This is a genomic window from Microbacterium sp. NPDC055903, from assembly GCF_053615555.1.
Genome location: NZ_JBSHCA010000002.1, coordinates 162,764 through 180,593, shown reverse-complemented (window position 1 = coordinate 180,593; position 17,830 = coordinate 162,764). Strand labels below are relative to the sequence as shown.

General features: G+C 68.6%; 16 protein-coding genes. 5 read left to right on the top strand and 11 right to left on the bottom strand.

All coding sequences use genetic code 11. From position 1 onward, the window contains the following. Positions 1–25 precede the first annotated feature (25 nt). The gene (locus tag ACWGJP_RS10205) at positions 26–676 is read left to right on the top strand and encodes a pentapeptide repeat-containing protein (RefSeq protein WP_452329682.1); all 651 of its coding nucleotides are present in this window, start codon (positions 26–28) and stop codon (positions 674–676) included. 7 nt (positions 677–683) lie between these two features. On the opposite strand, the gene ACWGJP_RS10200 is transcribed toward ACWGJP_RS10205, so the two are convergent. From ACWGJP_RS10200 to ACWGJP_RS10185, 4 genes are read right to left on the bottom strand one after another with little or no spacing between them, the layout of a single operon-like run. Beyond that, positions 684–2,207: an ATP-binding cassette domain-containing protein gene (locus ACWGJP_RS10200; RefSeq protein ID WP_452329681.1), complete on the bottom strand. Its 1,524-nt coding sequence runs from the start codon at positions 2,205–2,207 to the stop codon at positions 684–686. Next, positions 2,204–3,016, bottom strand: coding sequence for an ABC transporter permease (locus tag ACWGJP_RS10195; protein ID WP_452329680.1), 813 nt, complete (start codon positions 3,014–3,016; stop codon positions 2,204–2,206). The genes ACWGJP_RS10200 and ACWGJP_RS10195 overlap by 4 nt, the downstream gene beginning before the upstream one ends. Continuing rightward, complete coding sequence (locus ACWGJP_RS10190; protein WP_452329679.1) at positions 3,013–3,966, bottom strand: ABC transporter permease; 954 nt, start codon at positions 3,964–3,966, stop codon at positions 3,013–3,015. The genes ACWGJP_RS10195 and ACWGJP_RS10190 overlap by 4 nt, the downstream gene beginning before the upstream one ends. A gap of 14 nt (positions 3,967–3,980) precedes the next feature. Beyond that, entirely contained in the window at positions 3,981–5,600 is a 1,620-nt protein-coding gene (locus tag ACWGJP_RS10185; protein ID WP_452329678.1) for an ABC transporter substrate-binding protein, read from the bottom strand. A 166-nt stretch (positions 5,601–5,766) separates the two neighbouring features. Here ACWGJP_RS10185 and valS point away from each other — a divergent pair, with 166 nt between their 5' ends. Together valS and ACWGJP_RS10175 are read left to right on the top strand one after the other, a co-directional pair. Continuing rightward, positions 5,767–8,340 (top strand): valine--tRNA ligase, encoded by a 2,574-nt coding sequence (valS, locus tag ACWGJP_RS10180; protein ID WP_452329677.1) that lies wholly within the window; start codon positions 5,767–5,769, stop codon positions 8,338–8,340. Continuing rightward, complete coding sequence (locus tag ACWGJP_RS10175; RefSeq protein ID WP_452330363.1) at positions 8,340–8,555, top strand: hypothetical protein; 216 nt, start codon at positions 8,340–8,342, stop codon at positions 8,553–8,555. Before valS ends, ACWGJP_RS10175 begins: the two co-directional genes overlap by 1 nt. A gap of 10 nt (positions 8,556–8,565) precedes the next feature. Here ACWGJP_RS10175 and ACWGJP_RS10170 read toward each other — a convergent pair whose 3' ends face one another. Together ACWGJP_RS10170 and ACWGJP_RS10165 are read right to left on the bottom strand one after the other, a co-directional pair. Continuing rightward, positions 8,566–8,784 (bottom strand): hypothetical protein, encoded by a 219-nt coding sequence (locus ACWGJP_RS10170; protein WP_452329676.1) that lies wholly within the window; start codon positions 8,782–8,784, stop codon positions 8,566–8,568. Beyond that, on the bottom strand, positions 8,781–9,395 hold the full coding sequence (locus tag ACWGJP_RS10165) for a winged helix-turn-helix domain-containing protein (protein WP_452329675.1): 615 nt from the start codon (positions 9,393–9,395) through the stop codon (positions 8,781–8,783). The genes ACWGJP_RS10170 and ACWGJP_RS10165 overlap by 4 nt, the downstream gene beginning before the upstream one ends. 132 nt (positions 9,396–9,527) lie before the next feature. Between ACWGJP_RS10165 and ACWGJP_RS10160 the strand changes: the two genes are divergently transcribed. Beyond that, a complete protein-coding gene (locus ACWGJP_RS10160; RefSeq protein WP_452329674.1) occupies positions 9,528–11,576 on the top strand; it encodes a M3 family metallopeptidase in 2,049 nt (682 codons plus the stop codon). Positions 11,577–11,638: 62 nt separating this feature from the next. After that, complete coding sequence (locus ACWGJP_RS10155) at positions 11,639–12,130, top strand: GyrI-like domain-containing protein (RefSeq protein ID WP_452329673.1); 492 nt, start codon at positions 11,639–11,641, stop codon at positions 12,128–12,130. Between the two features lies 1 nt (position 12,131). Here ACWGJP_RS10155 and clpX read toward each other — a convergent pair whose 3' ends face one another. From clpX to ACWGJP_RS10130, 5 genes are all read right to left on the bottom strand, one after another. Beyond that, positions 12,132–13,400 carry an ATP-dependent Clp protease ATP-binding subunit ClpX gene (gene clpX / locus ACWGJP_RS10150; protein WP_452329672.1) on the bottom strand — a complete coding sequence of 423 codons (1,269 nt, stop codon included), beginning with the start codon at positions 13,398–13,400 and terminating at the stop codon, positions 12,132–12,134. A gap of 97 nt (positions 13,401–13,497) precedes the next feature. Next, positions 13,498–14,349, bottom strand: a complete 852-nt coding sequence (locus ACWGJP_RS10145) for an aldehyde dehydrogenase family protein (RefSeq protein WP_452329671.1) — start codon at positions 14,347–14,349, stop codon at positions 13,498–13,500. Continuing rightward, the gene (locus tag ACWGJP_RS10140; RefSeq protein ID WP_452329670.1) at positions 14,346–15,788 is read right to left on the bottom strand and encodes an aldehyde dehydrogenase family protein; all 1,443 of its coding nucleotides are present in this window, start codon (positions 15,786–15,788) and stop codon (positions 14,346–14,348) included. The genes ACWGJP_RS10145 and ACWGJP_RS10140 overlap by 4 nt, the downstream gene beginning before the upstream one ends. Positions 15,789–15,801: 13 nt before the next feature. After that, a complete protein-coding gene (gene deoC / locus ACWGJP_RS10135) occupies positions 15,802–16,800 on the bottom strand; it encodes a deoxyribose-phosphate aldolase (RefSeq protein ID WP_452329669.1) in 999 nt (332 codons plus the stop codon). After that, positions 16,800–17,738 carry a sugar-binding transcriptional regulator gene (locus tag ACWGJP_RS10130; RefSeq protein ID WP_452329668.1) on the bottom strand — a complete coding sequence of 313 codons (939 nt, stop codon included), beginning with the start codon at positions 17,736–17,738 and terminating at the stop codon, positions 16,800–16,802. Before ACWGJP_RS10130 ends, deoC begins: the two co-directional genes overlap by 1 nt. Positions 17,739–17,830: the final 92 nt, after the last annotated feature.

Sequence of the window (17,830 nt, the reverse complement as noted above, 5' to 3'; positions counted from 1 at the left end):
CGCCGGTCGCGCCTACGCTCGACGGATGGCACGTCTCCCGGACTCCCCCGCAGCGCCCCGCGTCTCGGCACCCGACATCCCATCCGTCCTCCACGACGGCCGGCCGGCCAGAGGCGCCGACCTGATCGCCGCCCGCCTGACGCTGGTCGGCGACGTCGATCTCGCACACTCGGTCATCGAGCAGTGCACCGTGGCGGCCGAGGCCGGCGTCGTCGACCTCGTCGGAGCCACACTGCTCGACGTCGAGATGACCGCACCGAAGGCGGCCTCGTTGAGCATGCGCGACGCGGGCGTCCGGCGCGTGCGGATCAGCGGTGGGCGCATCGGCACTCTCGACCTCAGCGGCGCGCGCATCGACGAACTCGAACTGCGTGACGTCAGGATCGACTATCTGTCGCTGGCCGGAGCGAAGGGCGCCGACATCCGGATCGCCGACTCGTTCATCCGCACTCTGGATCTGCCGCAGGCCACGCTGACCCGCGTCCGCTTCGATTCCTGCCGCAGCGACGAGGTCGATCCGCGCGGCCTGCGCGCCACCGACGTCGACCTGCGAGGGCTCGACGCCCTCGCCTACACCGACGCCAACAGTCTGCGAGGCGTCACGCTGTCGACATTCCAGGTGCAGCAGCTCGCCGGCGTGCTCGCCGCCGGCGTCGGGATCCACGTCACGGACTGACCAGGCGTCAGGCCTGTGCGGGCGGGTCCATCCCGCGGATCCCGCCGGCGGCGAGGAGCTCACGGGTGAACGGATGCTGCGGCGCCGCGAACACTGCGGAGAGCGCGCCCTGCTCCACGACGCGCCCCTCCTGCATGACGACGACCTCGTCCGCGACCGCGGCGACGACATCCAGGTCGTGCGAGACGAAGATCATGGTCAGGCCTCGTTCGATCTGCAGTCGACGGAGCAGGCGGAGCACACGCTCACGGACCGACGGGTCGAGGGCCGAGACCGGCTCATCGAGGATCAGCACCTCGGGGTCTGCGGCCAGCGCCCTCGCGATCGCGGCGCGCTGACGTTGTCCTCCGGACAGCTGCCGCGCACGACGTGAGCCGAGCCCTGGGTCGACATCGACCTCCTCGAGGAGCTCGATGGCTCGCTCTGCGCGCTGCGCCCGCGGCACCCCGGCGGCCTGCAGCGCCTCGCGCAGCGAACGGCTCACGCTCCAGCGTGGATCGAAGGCGCCGAGAGGATTCTGGTGCACGAACTGGACCCGGTGGTCACCGTGCCACCGGACGTCACCGGCATCCGGTCGCTCCACGCCGAGGATCATCCGCGCCAGCGTGGTCTTGCCCGAGCCGGATTCGCCGACGACGCCCAGCGTCCGCCCGCGCGCGAGTTCGAAGGACGCATCCGCCACGGCCGAGATCCTGCCGAAGCTCTTCGTCACATGCGAGACAGTCACGATCGGCCGCGCCGGATCCCCCGCCACAGCCTTCGGCCGGTGCCGCGTCGCGGCCAGCAGCTGCCGCGTGTACTCGTGCCGCGGGTCGTCCAGGATCTCCGCGGCGGCACCGGCCTCGACGATCCGCCCCGCCCGCATCACCACGATCCGATCGGCGAGGCGCCGGACTGCGGCGAGGTCGTGGCTGACGAACACGACGGCAGTCCCGGCATCGGCGATCGTACGGAGAAGATCGAGGATGCGGGCCTGAACCGTGGCGTCCAATGCCGTGGTCGGCTCATCTGCGACGAGCACGGCCGGGGCGGCCGCCAGTGCGGAGGCGATGAGCGCGCGCTGCCGGAGACCACCCGAGAGCTCATGTGGATACTGTCGTGCGCGCCGCGCAGCATCCGGCATCCACACGCGCTCGAGGAGATCCTGCACACGCCGCCGCCGTTCCGCACGGCCGACCGCCAGCTCATGCACGCGGATGGGCTCCGCGACCTCGGAGCCGATCCGCCGCAGCGGGTCCAGCGAGACGAGCGCGTCCTGCGCGACGAGGGCGACGGTCGAACCACGCAGGCCGCGCCACCGACGTTCCGGCAGGGAGCGCGCATCGATCCCGTCCAGACGCAGGGTCTTGGCCTCGACGACCGCTCCGTCGGGAGTGAGCCCCAGCAGCGCACGGGCGGTGAGCGACTTGCCCGCTCCCGACTCGCCCACGATCGCCAGGCACTCTCCCGGCTCGACGGCCAGGGAGACGTCGTCGACGACGACCGAGGAGCCGAAGCGGACGCGCAGCCCTTCCACCTCGAGCACGGTCATGACACCCTCCCTTCCGCACTGGCGCGGAGTGTCCGCCCGACGACGGTCGCGGCGATGACGGTGAGGGTGATCGCCGCTCCGGGGAAGACGGAGATCCACCAGGCCTGCCCGAGCACGTTCCGTCCACTGGAGAGCATGAGGCCCCACTCCGGAGTCGGGTCCGTCGGACCGAGGCCAAGGAAGCTGAGACCCGCCGCGGCGAGGATGCTGGAGCCGATGCCGATCGTGGCGAGCACGCTGAGCGATCCGAGCACGCCCGGCATGACGTGCCGCACGAACGCACGGACGCGGCCCACGCCGAGGATGCGCGCAGCCTCGACGTGCTCTGCCAGGCGCAGCGTGCGCGTCTGCACCCGCGCGAGGCGGACGTACACGGGGATGGCGGCGATCGTGACCGCGATCGCGACGTTGACGGGCCCCGGCCCCAGCACGGCGACGACGACGAGAGCGACGAGGAACTCGGGAAACGCCATCAGGACGTCGTTCACACGCATGAACGCCGCGTCGACCGGCCTCGGCGCAGCCCCGGACAACGATCCGACGACGAGCCCTGCGAGCACGGCGATCGCCGTGGCGAGCAGTCCGATCCCGACGGAGCGCCCTGCACCGTGGATGACGCGCGAGTACACGTCTCTGCCGCTGCGGTCCGTCCCGAAGAAGTGCTCCGCGCCCGGAGGCAGGAGGGCGGCGCGCACATCGGTCTGGAGCGGATCGTGTGTGGCGAGCAGGCCGGGCGCGACAGCCGCGAGGGTGACGAACGCCAGCACGACGAGCGCGGCCAGGACGAGGATCCTCCGAGAGGTCTTCATGGACGCACCGCCCGGCGCAGGCGAGGGTCGAGGAGCGGATGAGCGAGCTCGACGACGATGCTCACGACGACGAACACGAGCGCGCTGAGCAGGATGATCCCGCTGATGACAGGCAGATCACGGTCGGTGATCGCCGCGAGCGTCACCCTTCCGAGTCCGGGGCGGGCGAAGACGGTCTCGACGAGGACGGCCCCGCCGAGAAGCGATCCGGTGAGGTAGGCGGCGAGAGTCAGCGCCCCTGCGGCGCCGTGCCGGATGCTGTGCCGCAGCGTGAGCCACACGGGGCCGGCGCCGCGCGCGCGCACCGTCTCCGCGAACGGCTGCCGCTCCGCCTGCTCCACGCCATCCCGCAGCACCTGGCCCAGAAGTGCGGCGACGGGCAGGGCGAGCGTCACAGCAGGAAGGACGATCGTGGCGGGATTTCGAGTACCGGAGACCGGGAACCAGCCGAGGCCGAAGGCGAACACGCTGAGCAGGACGAGTCCGATCCAGAACACCGGCGACGACAGCACGATCAGCTCGACGCCCGCCGCGACGGCGCGAGAGACGCGCCCCCGTGCCAGCAGGACGACGGCGAAGGCCATCATCGCCGCGAGCAGGAGCGCGAGCGCCGACAGCTGCAGCGTCGCGCCGAGCTGTCGTCCGATGACCTCGGCGACGGGCATCCTGAGCTGGTACGACTCCCCCAGGTCGCCGCGGAGCACGCCACCGAGGTACGACAGATACTGCTCGAGCGCCGGACGATCCAGCCCCAGCTCCACGCGGATGCCGTCCTTGACGCTCTCGTCCACTTGCGCCTGCGGGCCGAGCATGACGGACACCGGATCCCCGGGGATCACGCGGAAGGCGAGGAAGGCGAGCGTCGCGGCCCCCCACAGCACGAGCACCGCGCTCACGAGCATCCCGCCGACGCGCGCGAGGACCGCTGCCCGTCGGTGCGGCTCGTTCACGGAATGCGGCTCCTTCAGCCGACGCTCGCCTCGTAGAACAGCGGTCGGCCGTACAGATCGTAGGACAGATCATGCACATCCTGATCGACCGCGGTGATCAGCGAAGGGCTGTACAGCGGCACGATCGCCGTGTGCACCGCGTTCCACTGCTGAAGCTCGGCGTAGACGGCGTTCCTGGCATCCTGGTCGGTCGTGGCGATACCCTCTTCGAGCAGGCCGTCGACGGCGGGGTCGGAGACCTGGGACGCGTTCTGGAAACCGTCCGTCGCGAGATGGCTGCGCAGCAGGTCCGGGTCCACGCCGGAGAATCCCCAGTCCGTCAGATCGAAGGTCTTCGGACCGTACTGCTCGTTGTAGGCGCCGGGCTCGAGGACCTCGCGCACGACCTCGAAGCCGATGCCGGCCAGATCCGACTGGATGGCATCGGCCAGGGCCCCGCGGTCATCGGGCACGGGGGTCCACGCGATCCACCGCACCGAGAGCCGCTGTCCGTCCTTCATGCGGATTCCGTCGCCGTCGCGCTCCGTCCAGCCCGCCTCGTCGAGCAGACGGTTCGCCTCGTCCTGGTCGAAGGGCCAGCTCCCTTCGAGGGAAGCGTCGTATCCGGGCGTCGTCGATCCGAGGATGCTCCATGCGCGGGGGAACTGACCGAAGAAGATCTCTTCGACCGCGGCATCGATGTCGATGCCGCGGGCGAAGGCCTGTCGCACCTTCTCGTCGGCGAAGACGCCGTACTTCTCGTTCAGGTACAGCGAGTACGGCAGACCGGGGTACTCGATCGAGTCGACCGTGAGCTCCGCGGGCAGGTCGGCGACGAGGTTCGGCGGCAACTGGCTCGCGAGGTCGGCTTCGCCGCTCTCCACGACGCCGGTGCGCACGGCCGCCTCGGGAAGGATCTCGACGCGCAGCGTCTCGAACGCCGCCGAGCCTGCGCCATCCGGCCCCCAGGCGTAGTCCTCGTTGCGCGTGTAGACGATCTCCTGATCCGGCGTGTACTCGGTCAGCCCGAACGGGCCGGTACCGACGGTGATTCCAGGCCCGCCCGCCTTGAGCTGGTCCGCCGAGCTCTCCAGCACGGCCGGCGAGTAGAAGCCGAGCAGGGCCGTGCTCGCGGCCTGCAGGAACGGCGCGTAGGGCTGCGAGAAGCTCACCCGCACCTCGTAGTCTCCGAGCACCTCCGTGCCCGCGTAGTACTCGCCTCCGAGCATGCTGGCCGCCTGCGCGGACGCCGTCTCAGGGTCGGCGATGCGGTCGAAGTTCGCCTTCACCGCCGCAGCGTCGAAGGGCTCGCCGTCCGTGAAGGTGACGTCTTCACGCAGCTGGAAGGTGTAGCTGGTCGCGTCGTCCGAGACGTCCCAGGTGGTGGCGAGCCAGGGCGAGAACGTGCCGTCAGCCTCCTGGAAGACGAGGGAGTCGAGCACGACGCGCTGGACCATCGCCGAGACATCGAGCTGGCTGGTCTGCGGATCCATGTGCCCCGCGGACAGGTTCGCGCCCTCGATCGCCCAGACGATCTCGCCCTGGTCATCTGCTCCACCTCCCGAGGAAGCAGTCGCGCAGGCGCCGAGCGCGAGGACGGCGACGGCGGTGATCGCCGTGACGGGCAGGAGACGACGCGTGAACGCAGCAGGCATGCGGGACCTCGGGAGAGTCGGAAGGGATGGATCGAGTCTACCGCCGATTCTTGGACGCGGTCGATCTATGCAGGATCGCCGAGAGGACGTTCCGGATAGAATGAACGCACCCACCACACTCAGGCACGTAGACACCGTGCCGCATACATCGCTCGAGGAGACCCAGATGTCCGTGATTCCCGACAAGCCCGCACTTGAAGGTCTCGAAGCGAAGTGGGACGGCGTCTGGACCGAGCAGGGCACCTACCTGTTCGATCGGCTGCGCGCCGCAGAGCTGGGCCGCGCCGGGGTCTACTCCATCGACACCCCGCCGCCCACGGCATCCGGCTCGCTGCACATCGGCCACGTGTTCTCCTACACGCACACCGACGTCAAGGCGCGCTACGAGCGCATGCGCGGCAAGAACGTGTTCTACCCGATCGGCTGGGACGACAACGGCCTGCCGACGGAGCGCCGTGTGCAGAACTACTACGGTGTGCGCTGCGATCCCTCGCTCCGCTACGACGCCGATTTCGTCCCGCCCTTCCAGGGCGACGCGAAGAGCCTCAAGGCCGCTGACCAGATCCCGGTGAGCCGCCGCAACTTCATCGAGCTCTGCGAGAAGCTGACGGTCGAGGACGAGAAGCAGTTCGAGGACGTCTTCCGCCAGCTCGGTCTCAGCGTGGACTGGACCCAGACCTACCGCACGATCTCCGATGAGACGATCCGCCAGAGCCAGCTCGCATTCCTGCGCAATGTCGAGCGCGGCGAGGCGTACCAGGCCCTCGCGCCGACGCTGTGGGATGTGGACTTCCGCTCCGCGATCGCCCAGGCCGAGCTCGAGGACCGCGAGCAGCAGGCGGCCTACCACCGTCTCGCCTTCCACAAGAGCGACGGCTCGGGCGACATCCACATCGAGACGACCAGGCCCGAGCTCCTCGCCGCCTGCGTCGCCCTCGTGGCGCATCCGGACGACGAGCGCTATCAGCCGTACTTCGGCTCCACCGTCCGCACCCCGATCTTCGACGTCGAGGTGCCCGTGCTGGCGCATCACCTCGCCCAGCAGGACAAGGGATCCGGCATCGCGATGGTCTGCACCTTCGGCGACGTGACCGACATCGTGTGGTGGCGCGAGCTCGACCTGCCCAACCGCACGATCCTGGGTCAGGACGGCCGGGTCATCGCCGAGGCGCCGGAGGCGATCACCTCCGATGCGGGCAGGGCCGCCTATGCGGCGCTCGCCGGCAAGACCGTGTTCAGCGCACGCAAGGAGCTGGTCGAGCTGCTCACCACCTCGGGCGAGCTCCTCGAGGTCTCCAAGCCCTTCAACCACGCGGTGAAGTTCTTCGAGAAGGGCGACCGCCCGCTCGAGATCGTGTCCACCCGCCAGTGGTACGTCCGAAACGGCGCTCGCGACGAGGAGCTCCGCGACACGCTCATCGCGCACGGACGGGAGCTGACCTGGCACCCCGACTTCATGCGCGTGCGCTACGAGAACTGGGTCGGCGGCCTCACCGGCGACTGGCTTATCTCCCGCCAGCGCTTCTTCGGCGTGCCGATCCCGGTCTGGTACGGCCTCGACGAGAACGGTGAAAGGGACTACGACCGCGTGATCGTCCCTGACGCGGCGTCCCTTCCGATCGACCCGACCACGGACGTCGCGCCCGGCTACACCGCGGAGCAGCGCGGCGCGGCGGGCGGCTTCGAGGCGGAGGTCGACATCTTCGACACGTGGGCGACCTCGTCCCTTACTCCGCAGCTGGCCGGAGGCTGGGAGCGCGACCCCGAGCTGTGGAACCTGGTGGCGCCGTTCGACGTGCGGCCGCAGGGGCAGGACATCATCCGCACCTGGCTGTTCTCCACGATGCTGCGCTCCACGCTGGAAGACGGCCGCTCCCCGTGGGCGAACGCCTCGGTGTCCGGCTTCATCGTCGACCCCGATCGCAAGAAGATGTCCAAGTCCAAGGGCAACGTCGTCACGCCGGCAGACATCCTCGACAAGCACGGCTCGGATGCCGTGCGCTACTGGGCCGCCTCCAGCCGGCTCGGGGTGGACGCCGCCTTCGACCCGCAGAACCCCACGCAGATGAAGATCGGCCGACGCCTGGCCATCAAGGTGCTCAACGCCGCGAAGTTCGTGCTGTCGTTCCCCGTCCCGGAGGGAGCGGAGATCACGCACGCCCTGGACGCCTCGATGCTCGCCACCCTCGACGAGGTCATCGACGAGGCGGGCAAGGCCTTCGACGCCTTCGACCACGCACGGGCGCTCGAGATCACCGAGGCGTTCTTCTGGACCTTCTGCGACGACTACCTGGAGCTCGTCAAGGAGCGCGCCTACGACCGCTCCGATGTCGGGCAGCCTTCGGCGGCGCTCGCGCTGCGCACGGCGCTCTCCACGCTGCTGAGGCTCCTCGCACCGGTGATCTCGTTCGCCACGGAAGAGGCGTGGAGCTGGTTCGAGGAGGGATCGATCCACACCGCGACATGGCCGACCGCCCTGGGCGCGGCGGGCGACACCTCGGTGCTCGCCGTCGCAAGCGAGGCGCTGATCGGCATCCGCAGGGCGAAGACGGAGGCGAAGGCATCGCAGAAGACGCCTGTGGCCAGGGCCGTGATCACGGCACCGGCCGACAGGCTCGAGGCACTGCGCGCGGCCGCGGCCGATCTGTCCGCCGTCGGGCGGATCGCTGCGCTGGAGATCACGGAGGGCGAAGCGCTGGCCGTCACCGAGATCGAGCTCGCGCCCGTCGAGGAGGCATGATGCAGCTGGGCACCCGCTGGACTGCGGGGTCGGAGCCGCCGGCATCCGTGCCGGCATCGCTCCGCCCCGGCATCGCCGGTGTGGAGGCCGACGGCCACCGCGGTTCCTGGACGCTCACCTGGCTCGAAGGCCGGCCGATCGCCGAGCTCGACGCGGGTTGGGAAGTGCTCGTCACGTCATCCGGCGAGCTGGTCGCCCGCCCCTTCGAGGACTGACGCAGAGGGATCACTTCCTCGGCAGGCCCATCTGCGCGAGCAGGTGCTCCACGGCGTGCGGATCCTGCCTGCGCGCCTGCTGCTCTCGGAGCAGGTCCAGAGCGATCTCACGGCGCTCGGCGCGGCGCTCACGACGATGCGCCACGTACGCGGTGAGCCGGTCGGCCAGTCGCAGGAGGGTGCGCTCGACGAGCGTGGGCGCGGCGATGCTCACCATCGCAGCAGTCATGATGTCTCCTTCATCGGGGGAAGACGATCCGGTCCATCGGGGAGGTCGAAGATCTCCATGCGCATGGAGATCCGGCGCGTGCCCGGCTCCCCCACCTGACCGCTGTACTTCTCGACCGCATTGTCGAGAACGGCCTTGAGCTCGTCGCGCACGGCGACCATCTGCTCGGGGGTGAGCTCCAGACGCGAGGTATGAACGAGCCCGAGGTGGCGCCATTGTTCGGACTCATCGGCGGAGGAGCGATTCAGGTACTCGAGCAGGGAATCGTTCCGCAGCCGGAAGAACTCGCTCATGACCACCTGGGAAGCCGCTCTCGCCGACGGCGATGACATCTCGCCGGGACCCGGCAGGTTGATGGCCCCCTTCGGAAGCTCCCACCATCGCTCTCTCGCGGTCCCCCGGTCGGGCACTTCACGGATCAGGTCATGCGCGGCGAGAGCACGGAGATGGTAGCTGGTCGCCCCGGAGGTCTCGCCGATGAGCTTCGCGAGCGTGCTGGCCGTCTGCGCCCCTCGCTCGCTGAGCAGGTCGTAGATCCGCACCCGGAGCGGATGCGCGAGCGCCTTGAGCGCCCTGGCGTCGAGAGTTCTCTGCGGTTCGGCTGCGGTCATAAAGCAAAGATATCTTTGCAGTACACGTTTTGCAAGTGTTTCTTTGCATAACTCTCTCTGCATTCTTCCGCGCATGACCCGAACGCCCGAAGCCGCCGGACGGCGAGGCTGCGGAGCGCATAGGCTCAGGGGATGACCGAGGCCACGAACCCGCTGCTCACCGCATCCGCGCTTCCCTACGCGCTCCCCGACTACGCGGCGATCCGCCCCGAGCACTACCTCCCCGCGTTCCGTCGCGCGTTCGAAGAGCATCTGGGCGAGATCCACCGGATCACCATGGTGCGCTCGATGCCGACATTCGCGAACACGATGGTGCCCCTCGAGCAGTCCGGCGCTCTCCTGGAGGCCGTTGCGCATGCCTTCTACACCGTGAGTTCCGCAGATGCCACCGCCGAGATCCAGGAGATCGACGAGCAGCTCGCTCCGCTGATGGCCGCCCACCAGGACGCCGTCGCGCTGGATGCAGCACTGTACTGGCGGATCCGCACCCTCCACGAGGGTCTCGATGAGCTGGACCTCGGACCGGAGGATCGCTACCTCGTCGAACGTCACTTCCGGGAGATGACGCATGCCGGCGCGGCGCTGGATGACACGGCGAAGCACAGACTGACCGTCCTCAACCAGAAGCTGTCCACGCTCACGACCACGTTCGAGAAGAACCTGCTCAACGACACGAACGAGCTCGCGGTGGTCTTCGACGACGCCTCTGAGCTCGATGGGTTGAGCGCCGGCGAGCTCTCCGCGGCGTCTCGTGCAGCCGCCGACCGCGGTCTCGACGGCAAGCTGCTCGTCACGCTCCCGCTGTTCACCGGCCACCCGTACCTGGCGTCCCTCACGAATCGCACGAGCAGGCGGCGGATCATGGACGCCTCCCGTTCTCGTGCATCCCGCGCCGGCGCCAACGACAATCGAGAGGTCCTCACCGAGATCGCCCGTCTGCGAGCCGAACGAGCGGCGATTCTCGGCCATGCGACCCATGCCGCCTACGTCACCTCCGATGAGACGGCCGGCACCGCCGAAGCGGTCGCGGATCTACTGCTCCGACTGGCTCCCTCCGCAGCGGCGAACGCCCGCACCGAACAGGCCGCGCTGCAGCGGATCATCGACACCACGGAGGCGGAGCCGTTTCCTCTGGAGGCGCACGACTGGGCGTTCTACACCGAGAAGGTCCGCGCTGCGGAGTACGAGATAGACACGGCGGCGCTGCGCAGCTGGTTCGAAGCGGAGCGGGTGCTCCAGAGGGGCGTCTTCTCGGCGGCCACCCGCCTGTACGGCGTCACCTTCACCGAACGGACGGATCTCGTCGCCTACCACCCCGACGCGCGCGTGTTCGAGGTGCACGAGGCCGACGGCAGCGCTCTCGGGCTGTACATCCTCGATCTGTACACCAGGGACTCCAAACGCGGCGGCGCGTGGATGAATCCGATCGTCAGCCAGTCCTGCCTCCGAGGAACGGCCCCGGTGGTGGTGAACAACCTGAACGTCGCCAAGCCCGCCGACGGGGAGGCGACGCTGCTGACGCTCGACGAGGTCACGACGCTGTTCCACGAGTTCGGTCACGCGCTGCACGGTCTGTTCGCAGAGGTCACCTATCCGCATTTCGCGGGGACCAACGTGTTCCGCGACTTCGTCGAGTTCCCGAGCCAGGTGAATGAGATGTGGATCCTCTGGGACGAGGTCCTGACCGACTACGCGAGGCACCACGAGACCGGCGAGCCTTTGGATGCGGAGATCGTCCGTCGACTCCGCGCGACCGAGACCTTCGACCAGGGCCACGCGACGAGCGAGTATCTCGCCGCCGCCTGGCTCGACCAGGCATGGCACCGGCTGACCGTCGCGGATGCCGTGACGGACGTGGCCGCCTTCGAGGCATCCGCGCTGGCGGAGGCGGGCCTGGACAACCCCGCCGTGCCGACCCGGTATTCCTCGACCTACTTCGCGCATGTCTTCGCCGGTGGTTACAGCGCGGGGTACTACTCGTACATCTGGAGCGAGGTCCTCGACGCCGACACGGTCGAATGGTTCCGGGAGAACGGCGGCCTCACGCGGGAGAACGGCGACCGATTCCGTCGGCGACTGCTCGGCGTCGGCGGATCGAAGGACCCGCTCGAGGCCTACCGCGACTTCCGTGGGCGGGATGCAAGGATCGAGCCGCTGCTGAAAAGGCGCGGGCTCGGCTGAGGCACCGCGAACGACACCCCGGATCTTGCGCTCGGACCGGCGCGCGGAGCAGGATCGTGACCATGACAGCCTTCGCAGAGAAGCCATATGGGCCCGCCGATCGGATCGATCTGCACGCGGAGCCCCTCGCCGTCGTCCGTCACGAGCGGATCCGGATCGCCGATCTCTCGCAGGTGTTCGATGAGGGCTATACGGCCCTGGGCCGTTGCTTCGCCTCCGGCGCTCTCGTGCCGAACGGACCAGCAGTCGCGGTCTACTACGGGAACCCCATGGACGTCTTCGACCTGGAGCTCGGATTCGCTGTGGTCGCCGCCCCGTCGTCGCCGATCGAGATGGACGGCGTACGCATCAACGCATCCGCGCTGCCCGTGGGACCAGCCGTCGCGACGACGGCCATCGGCGCCTACGACGCGCTGGGAGCCGCCTGGTCAGCGCTGGTCGCGAAGGCGCTGGGTGCCGGCCTCTCGCCACGGGGGATCTCGATCGAGGTGTACGTGTCCGAGCCGACCGATCCGCCGGAGACGCTCCGCACGGACCTCATCCTGCCGGTCTGAATCAGGCGCTCTTGCGCTTGCGCTCCATGACGACCGTCGGCGCGGCGCCCTCTTCCACGGCGGCGCGCGTCACGATCACCTTGGCCACGTCATCCGCGGACGGGATCTCGAACATGATCGGCCCGAGCACGTCCTCGAGGATCGCGCGGAGCCCTCTGGCACCCGTCTTGCGCTCCACTGCGAGATCGGCGACGGAGCGCAGCGCGTCCTCCTCGAACTCGAGCTGCACGCCGTCGAGCTCGAACATCCGCTGGTACTGCTTGACCAGCGCGTTGCGAGGCCCGGTGAGAATGTCGATGAGGGCGTCCTGATCCAGCGGCGAGACGGAGGCGACGACCGGGAGTCGGCCGATGAACTCGGGGATGAGCCCGAACTTGTGGAGGTCCTCGGGCAGCACCTCGCTGAACAGGTCGAGATCCTTGGACTTGTCGTGGAGCGGGGCACCGAAGCCGACGCCGTGCTTGCCGACGCGTGAGGAGACGATGTCCTCCAGTCCGGCGAAGGCACCGGCGACGATGAACAGCACGTTCGTGGTGTCGATCTGCAGGAATTCCTGGTGCGGGTGCTTCCGCCCGCCCTGTGGCGGAACAGAGGCGACCGTTCCTTCGAGGATCTTCAGCAGCGCCTGCTGGACGCCCTCCCCTGACACGTCGCGCGTGATCGACGGGTTCTCGGCCTTGCGGGCGATCTTGTCGATCTCGTCGATGTAGATGATGCCCTGCTCGGCGCGCTTGACGTCGTAGTCCGCGGCCTGGATCAGCTTGAGCAGGATGTTCTCGACATCCTCGCCGACATAGCCCGCCTCGGTGAGCGCCGTCGCATCGGCCACGGCGAAAGGCACGTTGAGTCGCTTCGCGAGCGTCTGAGCGAGATAGGTCTTGCCGCAGCCGGTCGGACCGATCATGAGGATGTTGCTCTTCGCGATCTCGATCTCCTCGGCCTTCTGCTCAGCCGGCTGGAGGGTTCCACGTGCGCGCACGCGCTTGTAGTGGTTGTAGACCGCGACGGCGAGAGCCTTCTTGGCAGGCTCCTGACCGACGACGTACTCCTCGAGGAACGAGAAGATCTCACGCGGCTTGGGCAGATCGAACTCGGCGACGCTGGACGCCTCCGATTCGGCCATCCGCTCCTCGATGATCTCGTTGCACAGCTCGACGCACTCGTCGCAGATGTACACGCCGGGGCCGGCGATCAGCTGCTGGACCTGCTTCTGGCTCTTTCCGCAGAACGAGCACTTGAACAGGTCGGCACTCTCACCGATACGAGCCATGCGCATCCTCCTCAGGATCCTGAGATCTTCCTGATGAGCCTAACCGCTCCCCCGGACACCGGCGCGCATTGGCGCGAATGAGGTGTCAGGGGGACGATCACACCATGCTCTTGGTGTGCCAGACGGTCTTCGTCTCGGTGAAGGCGCCGATGCGGGCCGGCGAGGCGTCCGCGGCCCCTGGCGGGAGTACGCGCTTGAGCGTCTCGGCGGCTGCGACCTCGTAGTCGACCCAGTCGAGCTCTCCCGCACCTGCGAGGTCGAGGGCGTTGACGTCGGCGTGGGACGCCAGCCACGGGGTGATCTCCGCCGGCGAGCCGGTGAGGACGTTGACGGCTCCTCCCGGAACATCGCTTGTCGCGAGCACCTCGGCGAGGCTGATCGCCGAGAGCGGGAAGCGCTCGCTGGCGATCACGACCACGGTGTTCCCTGCGACCAGAGCGGGCGCGACGACGGAGACGAGACCGAGCAGCGCGGATTCCTGGGGCGCGACGATCGCGACGACGCCGGTGGGCTCCGGCACAGAGATGTTGAAGTACGGACCGGCCACGGGATTGGCGTTACCCGCGACCTGCGCGTACTTGTCGCACCAGCCGGCGTACCAGACCCAGAGATCGACGGCGTCGTCGACCTGCGCACCCGCGACGGCGGTGGAGACGCCTTCTTGGGCCGCGATCTCCTCGACGAACTGCGCCCGGCGCCCCTCCAGGATCTCCGCCACGCGGTAGAGCACCTGCCCCCGGTTGTACGCGGTAGCGCCGGACCACCCCTTCGCCGCTGCACGCGCCGCGACCACGGCATCCCTGGCATCCTTGCGCGACGCCTTGGCGGCATTGGCGAGGAAGTCGCCCTTGGCCGAGTGGATCTCGTACGTGCGACCGGATTCGCTCCGCGGGAATGCCCCTCCGATGGCCAGCTTGTACGTCTTGGGTACGGTCAGACGCCTGCTCATGCGGAGGCTCCCTTCAGGTAGGCGGTCAGCCCGTGCCGTCCGCCCTCCCGGCCGTAGCCGGACTCCTTGTAGCCGCCGAACGGGCTCGACGGATCGAATCGGTTGAACGTGTTCGCCCAGATGACGCCTGCGCGCAGGCGATCGGCCACGGCGAGGATGCGGGAGCCCTTGTCGCTCCAGATACCGGCCGACAGCCCGTACGGGGTGTTGTTGGCCTTGGCGATCGCCTCCGCGGGCGTGCGGAATGTCAGGACCGAGAGCACCGGCCCGAACACCTCCTCCCTAGCGATGCGATGGGATGCCTCGACACCGGTGAAGATCGTCGGGGCGAACCAAAATCCCTTCTCCGGGATCGCGCACTCCGCACTCCAGCGCTCGGCGCCCTCGGCCTCGCCGATGTCGCTCAGTTCGCGGATGCGCGCGAGCTGAGCGGCGGAGTTGATCGCGCCGATGTCGGTGTTCTTGTCCAGCGGATCGCCGAGCCGCAGCGTGGACAGCCGGCTCTTGAGACGCTCGAGCACCTCGTCGTGGATCGATTCCTGCACGAGAAGCCTGCTTCCGGCGCAGCAGACGTGACCCTGGTTGAAGAAGATCCCGTTGACGATCCCCTCGACCGCCTGGTCGATCGGCGCGTCGTCGAAGACGATGTTCGCGGCCTTGCCACCCAGCTCGAGCGTCAGCTTCTTGCCGGTGCCTGCGACGGCCTTGGCGATGTCGCGCCCGACGCCCGTGGACCCGGTGAAGGCCACCTTGTCGACGTCCGGATGGCGCACCAGAGCCGCACCCGCAGCGCCCGCGCCCGTGACGATGTTCACGACGCCGGCGGGCAGATCCGCCTGCTGCAGGATCTCGGCGAAGATCAGCGCCGTGAGCGGAGTCGTCTCCGCCGGCTTGAGTACCACGGTGTTCCCTGCAGCAAGCGCGGGGGCGATCTTCCACGCCAGCATGAGCAGCGGGAAGTTCCAGGGGATGACCTGTCCGGCCACGCCCAGCGCGCGAGGGTTCGCCCCGAGTCCTGCGTAGTCGAGCTTGTCCGCCCACCCCGCGTAGTAGAAGAACCACGCCGCGACGAGCGGGACGTCGACGTCCCTGCTCTCCTTGATCGGCTTGCCGTTGTCCAGGCTCTCAGCCACCGCCAGCTCCCGAGCGCGCTCCTGAACCAGTCGAGCGATCCGGAACAGGTACTTGCCCCGGTCCCGACCGCTCATCCGCGACCACGTCTTCTCGTAGGCACGGCGTGCGGCGGCGACCGCCAGGGCGATGTCTTCCTCCGAGGCGCCGGCGATCTCGGCGATGCGCGTCTCATCGGACGGGGAGATCGTGGTGAAGGACGCCCCTGTGCCGTCGACGAACTCGCCGTCGATGAACAGCCCGTAGCTGTCGCGGAGGTTCAGGACGGCCTTGGACTCTGGGGCAGGAGCGTATTCCAGGAATGACATATGACGGTCCTCCTCAGTCGATCGTGACGTAGTCGGGGCCGGAGTAGTGGCCGGTGGTGAGCTTCTGGCGCTGCAGCAGGACATCGTTGAGCAGGCTGGAGGCGCCGAAGCGGAACAGGTGCGGCTGCAGCCAGTCCTCGCCGACGGTCTCGGCGACGGTGACGACGTACTTGATCGCGTCCTTCGACGAGCGGATGCCGCCGGCGGGCTTCACACCGATCCGTTCGCCTGTCGCGCGATACCAGTCGCGCACGGTCTCCAGCATCAGCAATGTCGTGGGCAGCGTCGCCGCCGGCTGGACCTTGCCCGTCGACGTCTTGATGAAGTCCCCCCCGGCGAGGATGCCCAGCCAGGACGCACGCTTGATGTTGTCGTAGGTGTTCAACTCCCCCGTCTCTAGGATCACCTTGAGGGATGCGGAGCTTCCGTCCTCTCGCCGGCAGGCATCCTTGACCGCGGCGATCTGCTCGAAGACCTGACCGTATCGTCCGGAGAGGAACGCCCCGCGATCGATCACCATGTCGATCTCGTCTGCGCCCGCCGCCACCGCTTCCGCGGTGTCCGCGAGCTTGATGTCCAACGATGCGCGTCCTGAGGGGAACGCCGTCGCGACGGCGGCGACCGAGATCCTGCCGTCGTCCGGATCACCGTGCAGCGCGCCGAGCGCCTCGACGGCGTGCGGCACCATGTCGCCGTAGACGCAGACCGCGGCCACGAGCGGAGTGGACGGATCGGACGCATCAGGGCTCTTGGCCTTGGCGACGAGCGACCGCACCTTGCCCGGTGTATCCGCCCCTTCGAGCGTGGTCAGATCGATGAGCGAGATGATCCGGTCCAGCGCCCATGCCTTCGAGCTCGTCTTCACGGATCGTGTGCCGAGCCCCGCGGCGCGCTGCTCCAGCCCGACCGCGTCGACACCGGGCAGCCCGTGCAGGAAGCGACGCAGCGTCGCGTCATCCGGTTCGCCTCCGAGCACCTCCACCGCGCTCCTGCGGGCGAGTTCCTTGGTCATCATCGTTCCTCCAACAATGCTCTGGCTGTGGTCTCATCGGTTACCAGCACGCTGCACAGGCCGCTGGTGACGACTGTACGCGCGATGTCGTGCTTGGCGCGCCCCGCGGTGACGAAGATCGCCCGCTCCGCCGCGCGCAGCCGGTCGAGCCCGATCCCGACGGTCCGGGAGTCGAGCTGCGGGTCCACCACGTTGCCGTCGGCGTCGATGTAGCGCCCGAGCACATCGCCCACGGCACCGCGTCGAGCCAGCTCCTCGACATCGGATGCCGTGAGGTAGCCGTTCTCGACGTGCGCGGAACTCGCATCGCACGGACCCGCCGTGAAGAGGAATGCTTGCGCGTGCGCGGCCGCCTCGAGGACCGCCGCGACGGTGCGGTCGGCCTCGATGGCCTGCTTGGTCTCCACGCGCTCCAGGATCGCCGGGCTCGGCAGGAGCAGTACCTGACCGGAGGCGCGCTGCGCGATCGTCACGGCCAGCCCGGCGGCTCCGCCCGAGCGCCGATTGAGGCTGACTCCCCCGTTGAGCTGCACCACGGTCACGCCGGTCGCCCAGCCGTCGGGAAGAGCCTCGGCCACGGCGCGCAGTGTGCGCCCCCAGCTCACGCCGAGGGTCCTCGGGACGGGGCGCATCGCGGCCAGATGGTCTGCGGCGGCCTGCGCCACCCGATCGAGCAGACCGGCTTCGTCATCGTCGGGAGCCGGGACGACGATCGCGGCGGAGAGGCCGTGCTGCTCGATGAGCTGCCTCTCCAGCCCCAGGCGTCTGGCCCGCGGGTGCACGATCTCGATGCGGACGATACCGCGCTCCCTGGCCTGGGTGAGAAGTCGACCCACCTTCCACCGGGAGAGCTTCAGGAGGGCGCCGATCTCATCCTGCGTCTTGTCCTCGTCGTAGTAGAGCTCGGCGACGCGCACCATCACGAGTTCTTCCTCCACGGCATCCTCCTTCCCCGTCCAGGGTAGCGAGGCACCCGCGCATGCGCGTGACTCTGCTCATAAGAGCAGAGCCGCGCCACCAGGACCCGCAT

Excerpts from the sequence above, each read along its gene's own strand:
- ACWGJP_RS10160 (WP_452329674.1), top strand. The coding sequence starts at position 9,528 with ATGACCGAGGCCACGAACCCGCTGCTCACCGCATCCGCGCTTCCCTAC.
- ACWGJP_RS10155 (WP_452329673.1), top strand. The coding sequence starts at position 11,639 with ATGACAGCCTTCGCAGAGAAGCCATATGGGCCCGCCGATCGGATCGAT.
- ACWGJP_RS10195 (WP_452329680.1), bottom strand. The coding sequence starts at position 3,016 with ATGAAGACCTCTCGGAGGATCCTCGTCCTGGCCGCGCTCGTCGTGCTG.
- ACWGJP_RS10175 (WP_452330363.1), top strand. The coding sequence starts at position 8,340 with ATGCAGCTGGGCACCCGCTGGACTGCGGGGTCGGAGCCGCCGGCATCC.
- ACWGJP_RS10170 (WP_452329676.1), bottom strand. The coding sequence starts at position 8,784 with ATGACTGCTGCGATGGTGAGCATCGCCGCGCCCACGCTCGTCGAGCGC.
- ACWGJP_RS10205 (WP_452329682.1), top strand. The coding sequence starts at position 26 with ATGGCACGTCTCCCGGACTCCCCCGCAGCGCCCCGCGTCTCGGCACCC.
- ACWGJP_RS10145 (WP_452329671.1), bottom strand. The coding sequence starts at position 14,349 with ATGAGCAGGCGTCTGACCGTACCCAAGACGTACAAGCTGGCCATCGGA.
- ACWGJP_RS10185 (WP_452329678.1), bottom strand. The coding sequence starts at position 5,600 with ATGCCTGCTGCGTTCACGCGTCGTCTCCTGCCCGTCACGGCGATCACC.
- deoC (WP_452329669.1), bottom strand. The coding sequence starts at position 16,800 with ATGACCAAGGAACTCGCCCGCAGGAGCGCGGTGGAGGTGCTCGGAGGC.
- clpX (WP_452329672.1), bottom strand. The coding sequence starts at position 13,400 with ATGGCTCGTATCGGTGAGAGTGCCGACCTGTTCAAGTGCTCGTTCTGC.
- ACWGJP_RS10140 (WP_452329670.1), bottom strand. The coding sequence starts at position 15,788 with ATGTCATTCCTGGAATACGCTCCTGCCCCAGAGTCCAAGGCCGTCCTG.
- ACWGJP_RS10165 (WP_452329675.1), bottom strand. The coding sequence starts at position 9,395 with ATGACCGCAGCCGAACCGCAGAGAACTCTCGACGCCAGGGCGCTCAAG.
- valS (WP_452329677.1), top strand. The coding sequence starts at position 5,767 with ATGTCCGTGATTCCCGACAAGCCCGCACTTGAAGGTCTCGAAGCGAAG.
- ACWGJP_RS10200 (WP_452329681.1), bottom strand. The coding sequence starts at position 2,207 with ATGACCGTGCTCGAGGTGGAAGGGCTGCGCGTCCGCTTCGGCTCCTCG.